Below are 5,390 nucleotides of genomic sequence, written 5' to 3'. Positions count from 1 at the left end.
TTCATACCCTATTTGGGACAATGGTGCGCACCAACCTCGATCTGAATGCCGTCCGCGTCTATGTGGCCGTCGTCGACGCGCAGAGCTTTTCCGGGGCTGGGCGCCTGCTGGCCTTGCCGTCGTCCAACGTCAGCCGTCATGTCGCGGCACTGGAGCGCAGGCTGGGCGTGCGCTTGCTGGAACGCAGCACGCGCCATCTGCGCATGACGGAAGCCGGGAGGCTGGTTTATGCGCGTGCCAAGCCGCTCCTCGACGCTTTGCTGTCCACAGAGGAGGAACTCGGCGCAGTACAAGGCGAATTGAAGGGGCCTCTCAGGATGTGCATGCCCAACGAAGCGCCCAGGTTGCTCGCGCCGATCCTCGCGGAATTCTGCAGTCTTCATCCTGGCATCGAGTTGGAATGCGACACGCGCCTCACCGGACTGGAAGTGCTACGGGAAGACATGGACCTCTCCATCGTCTTCCACCGCGGGCGTCAGGATGACAGTGCGTTCATCACCCGCGAACTGGCGACCTTGCCCAGCATCGTGGTCGCGTCCCCCACGCTCCTGGCCCAGACCGGAATGCCCCGCCACGTGCGCGAACTCAAGTCCTTGCCTTGCATCACCACCGTGAGCGCCCTCAAGGGGCAGCCCTGGCAGTTTCTCGATCCTGCGGGCGAGATCGTGAAGGTACCGGTGCGCAGCCGCTATCGCGTCAACAGCGGGGAACTCGCGGTGGCGGGCGCGCGTCAAGGTCTCGGCTTTGCGATCGTCGCGGCCTATCCTTGCCAGGAAGATCTTGCCGCAGGCAGGTTGCAGGAAGTGCCGCTGGATCTACGCCCTGCCCCGCTGCAATTGCTTGGCGCCTACAGTCACCGTCATTCGGTCACTGCGCGGGTTCGGGCGTTGCTGGAGTTCATCCAGGTGCGATTGCAGGGATTCGCGGGCAAGTCAACGTAAGGCACAACGCAACAACGTGGCCTGGAAACCTCCCTAATCAGCTACTCCGCGAACTTCTGTCTTGGCCAACTCCTGCCGTTCGCAGCCGTTAGCTTCCGCCGTGCAAAAGCACGCGCGCGCACTCAGCGACAGGATTCCGGCAACTTCTCCAGCAAGCCCGCCACCACAGGCGTCAGCCGTTTCGCGACCTCCGGCGGAATCGCCTCACCTGCCCCCTGCCCGCCTTCGCTACGGGCTTGTTCGCAGGCTTTGACGATCCGCGGGCGCATGCCGGACCACAGCGCTCTGCACTGCCAGCCATCCCGGCCCAGTGGCAACACCGCATAGGCGATCGACTGGCATTCCTGTGCCGCGCGGGCGCCTAGCGATTGGCCGGAGTACTCGTGCGGCACGGTGTCCAGCGTGGGTTGGTAGTAGCTGTCGGGGAACGCGGCCGCGTAGCGTTCCGGGTCCAGTTGCAGCGGCAGGCCGGTCGCCGTCAGGTCGAGCGCGCGGTCGCAGGGCGCAGCGGCGGCGATGCGCTGGATCGCTTGGTAGATCGGATGGTCCAGGTCGGGTTCGCGCGTCGTCACCTCGGATGTTGCGACCAGTATCGGCAGGCGGGCGCGGTTGGCCATCTTGGCCAATTCACCAGAATGGGCCGGTGCGCAGCGTTCGCGGATGCTGGCCGCAATCAGGAATGTGGCGTCGCGCGCGAATGCATCGTCGCTGTGCAGCAGTGTGGTGATGCGCTTGTCGGCGGCATCTTCGGACAATGGCGCGACATGAAATGCGGGCACCGTTGGCGGGTGGATCGCGGTGGTCGCAGCAGCACGCGGTGTCGGTGCCACATCCCCGTGCGTGCGCAATGCCAACAGCACGCCGCCGGCAACGACGACCCCACAGGCGGCGATCGCGATCGCCAAACGCATCGGCGACTTCAGGCGCATCGGACCGCGCCCTCAGCCCTGCACCGGGGTGAGCGTGGCGTCCTCCGCCTCGTAGGTGGCATTGGCGATATCGGCCTTGAAGTCGGCCAGATGCAGCCGCCCCTGCAGGTGGAATGGGTCCCACAGCTGCGGTACCTCGATCGGGGTGCGCAGCACCACGTGCAGGATCTGGTTCGGGGGCGGCGGTGGTACGTGGATGCAGGCGCCATAGAACGGCACGAACAGCAGTTCGCTGACCTTGCCCTGGTCGTCGCTTTCCAGCGGCACCACGTAGCCGTCCAGGGCGAAGCGTTTGCCTTCCAGGCCCTTCACCACTTGCGATGAACCGAACTGCGCGGCGCGCTGGGTGCCGGAATGGTCGATCGGCATGCCATTGACCACCGAGGGGCCATCGTCGACCGGCGCCGCCTGATCCAGCACCGCGGCGTCGCCCCGCCACGCGGTGCCGATCCGCGGCGGCGGACGCTGGTAGATGTCGTTCGCCGGCGCCAGTTGTTCCCAGCGTTCCACTATGTCCGGGACAGCGTCGGCGGCTGCGGTTGTGTGCTTTGCTGCCGGTGATGGTGTCGGCGTGGCGTCCGGCTGCTTCCCGCCATCACCGTGGCAGCCCGCCAGCAGGCACAGCACCACAACCGGCAGGAAATGACGATCAGCCTTTTTCATAGGGATGCAGGTGCGCCTGCTCCATCGTGTAGGCGGTGCCGGCGAGTTCGCCGTGGAGGGTTTCCGCGCGCAGTTGGCCGGTCAGGTAGAACGGGCTGTACATGTCGGGCGGGTCGATCGGGGTGTCCAGGCGCACATGCACGATCTGGTTCGGCGGCGGTGGCGGCACGTGGATGCAGGCGCCGTAGTACGGCACGAACAGGAACTCGCGCACGCGGCCGGCGTCGTCGCTGTCCAGCGGCACCACGTAGCCCGGCAGGCGCACCTTGCGCGCCAGCACGGCGGCCACGGTGTTGTAGGTGCCGGTCTGCGGCATCGCACGCTTGCCGGTGTGGTTGACCGGTGCTTCGTCACTGTTTTCCAGCGCCTTCAGCTCGGCCGGCGGCAGCATCGCGCTCCAGTCCAGCTCGCGATAGCCGTCGGCATCGGGCTCGCCCAGCGGCGGATTGACCGCGGCGTCGTTGGCCGGTGCTGGCTGCGCCGCCGCTGTCGCCTGCGCTTTTTCCGGGATGGGCGGTTGTTGCTGGCGGCCGCAGCCGCACAGCAGTGCGAGCGCCAGCAAGGGAAGGTTCCAGCGGGTCATGCTCACAACTCCGGCGACAGGCCATCGGCCAGGGTGCGGCGATAGGCCAGCAGGGCCGGCACGATGCCGGCGAGCACGCCGGCCAGCAGCACGCAGCCGAGCCAGCCCCACTCCGCCGCACTGGGCGCGACACGGTTGATCGCCAGGCCGAAATGATCGAGCACCCAGCCGCGCGCCAGCCAGCTGGCCGCGGTCACCGCCAGCAGCGCCAGTGTGCACGACACCACGGTGACCAGGCCGGCCTCGAACAGCAGCAGCCAGGCGATGTCGCGCGGCCGTGCGCCGACCGCGCGCAGGATCGCCATCTCGCGCCGGCGCTCCTGCAGCGTGGCCACCAGCAGCGCGACCATCGACACCAGGCCGAGCAGCACCACCAGCGAGGCGATCATGCGCAAGGCGCCTTCGGCCGTGCCCAGCGTGCCCCACAGCTGCTGCAGGGTGACGCCGGGCATGATCGCCAGCATCGCTTCCTCCGGGTACTCGTTGATCCGCCGCTGGACCGAGAAGGTGGCGATGCGGGTCTTGAGGCCAAGCATGAAGGCGGTGATGGTGTCCGGGGTCAGGTCCATCGCCCGCGCCTGCGCGGCGCTGACGTGGTGGCCCGGCAGGCGCACGCCGGAATGCCAGTCGATATGGATCGCCTCGATCGCCTGCAGCGAGACCAGCACGCTGGAATCCACCGGCGTGCCGGTGCGGCGCAGGATGCCGACGATCCGGAACGGCTTGTCGGCATGGGTGGCCAGACTGATCCGGCCGGTGCCGTGAGTCAGCACGATCTCGTCGCCGAGGTGGCGGCCGAGCGCGGCGGCGACGTCGGCGCCGATCACCGCATCGTAGAGATCGTCGAACGCCCTGCCCTGCGCGAACGCCAGGGGATGCTTGGCGCCGTAGTGGTAGTGCTCGAAGAAGCCGGTGCTGGTGCCGACGACCCGGTAGCCGCGGTAGGAATCGCCCAGCGACAGCGGCACCGCCCACTTCACTTCGGGCATCGCGCTCAGGTCCTGGTAGCTCTTCCACGAGACGTTGTTGGTGGCGTCGCCGATGTGGAACACCGAGTACAGCAACAGGTTCACCGGGCCCGAGCGCGCGCCGACGATCAGGTCGGTGCCGGACACGGTGCTGGCGAAACCTTCGTGCGCCTGCGTGCGGATCCGCTCCACGCCCAGCAGCAGGGTCACGCTCAGGGTGATCACCAACACGGTCAAGGCCACGCCCAGGCGCCGGCTGCGCAGGCTGGCCAGGGCCAGCTTCAACAGGCTCATCGTGCACCTCCGGCGCCGGCGCGGTTAAGCGTGGCCAGGTCGGCCTGGGCGTCGAACAACGGTGCGATCGACGGATCGTGGCTGACCACGATCGAACTGGTGCCGCCCTGCCGGCACTCGGCGAACAGCAACTGCAGGAAGGCCTGTGCCGCGACCGGGTCGAGCGCGGAGGTGGGTTCGTCGGCCAGCAGCAGCGGCGGCCGCGCGATCAATGCGCGCGCGGCGGCCACGCGTTGCTGCTGGCCGACGCTGAGGCGCGCGGCCGGGCGCGACCATAGCGCCGCCACGTCCAGGCCCAGCGCGACCATCAGCCGCTCGATCTCGGTGTCCAGCGCCTGCGTGCCCGCCGCCAGCCGGCCGCGGCGCGCCGAGAACTGCAGGCCCAGCGCGATATTGTCGCGGGTGCTCAGGAACGGCAGCAGGTTGAACTGCTGGAACACCACGCCGCAGTGGTCGGCGCGGAAGCGGTCGCGTGCGGCCTTGCGCAAGGTCGCCAGGTCCTGCCCGGCCACGCGCACGCAGCCGGCCGTGGGCTGCAGCACGCCGGCGATCAACGCCAGCAAGGTGCTCTTGCCCGTTCCGCTGGCACCGCGCAGCAACAGTTGCTGCCCACGCGGCAGCGCAAACGATGCGATGTCCAGCACCGGTGCGGCGGCGCCGGGATAGCCGAAGCGCAGCTCGGTCAGTTCGACGACGTGGTGCTGATTCATTCCGGCAGCTTCACCCGGGTCTGCCCGGGCACCACCTCGGTGCGGCCCTGGCCCGCAGCAGTGGCGACATCGACCAGCACCGTGTGCAGCCCGGGGAAACGTTGCGGCAACAGCACCTGCAGGTGATCCAGGCGCGCCGGCTGCGTGCAGTTGAACGCGTACCGGGCGTGGAACTCGGCGTGGCTGTGGCCGGGCTCGTCCGGATCGGCCATCGCCACGTCGTAGCCCTCGGTGGTGACCTGCGCGCTGCGCAGCGAACAGGCCGCCGCGACCGGGAACTGCAACCAGCCCGCACCGCGCAG

The 5,390-nt window shown here is 68.3% G+C and carries 7 protein-coding genes; 1 reads left to right on the top strand and 6 read right to left on the bottom strand.

Annotated features, from left to right (window positions below; translation table 11 throughout):
- Nucleotides 1-941, top strand: a 941-nt coding sequence (locus D183_RS0119865) for a LysR family transcriptional regulator (protein WP_232757327.1), incomplete at its 5' end; no start/stop codon positions are given.
- 122 nt (nucleotides 942-1,063) lie between these two features.
- Here D183_RS0119865 and D183_RS0119860 read toward each other — a convergent pair.
- The 6 genes from D183_RS0119860 to D183_RS25365 form a co-directional block, all read right to left on the bottom strand.
- On the bottom strand, nucleotides 1,064-1,870 hold the full coding sequence (locus tag D183_RS0119860; RefSeq protein WP_232757326.1) for a hypothetical protein: 807 nt from the start codon (nucleotides 1,868-1,870) through the stop codon (nucleotides 1,064-1,066).
- Between the two features lie 12 nt (nucleotides 1,871-1,882).
- Entirely contained in the window at nucleotides 1,883-2,380 is a 498-nt protein-coding gene (locus tag D183_RS25370) for a DUF3299 domain-containing protein (protein ID WP_017910545.1), read from the bottom strand.
- Between the two features lie 139 nt (nucleotides 2,381-2,519).
- Nucleotides 2,520-3,116: a DUF3299 domain-containing protein gene (locus D183_RS0119850; protein WP_026144686.1), complete on the bottom strand. Its 597-nt coding sequence runs from the start codon at nucleotides 3,114-3,116 to the stop codon at nucleotides 2,520-2,522.
- Between the two features lie 2 nt (nucleotides 3,117-3,118).
- On the bottom strand, nucleotides 3,119-4,372 hold the full coding sequence (locus tag D183_RS0119845; protein ID WP_026143754.1) for an FtsX-like permease family protein: 1,254 nt from the start codon (nucleotides 4,370-4,372) through the stop codon (nucleotides 3,119-3,121).
- Nucleotides 4,373-4,374: 2 nt separating this feature from the next.
- A complete protein-coding gene (locus D183_RS0119840; protein WP_017910542.1) occupies nucleotides 4,375-5,088 on the bottom strand; it encodes an ATP-binding cassette domain-containing protein in 714 nt (237 codons plus the stop codon).
- Nucleotides 5,085-5,390, bottom strand: a 306-nt coding sequence (locus D183_RS25365; protein ID WP_017910541.1) for a ZrgA family zinc uptake protein, incomplete at its 5' end; no start/stop codon positions are given. The genes D183_RS0119840 and D183_RS25365, both read right to left, overlap by 4 nt.

The sequence above is a fragment of the Xanthomonas sp. SHU 199 genome (genome assembly GCF_000364665.1).
Taxonomy (GTDB): Bacteria; Pseudomonadota; Gammaproteobacteria; order Xanthomonadales; family Xanthomonadaceae; genus Xanthomonas_A; species Xanthomonas_A sontii.
This window is presented reverse-complemented; position numbering and strand designations above follow the sequence as displayed.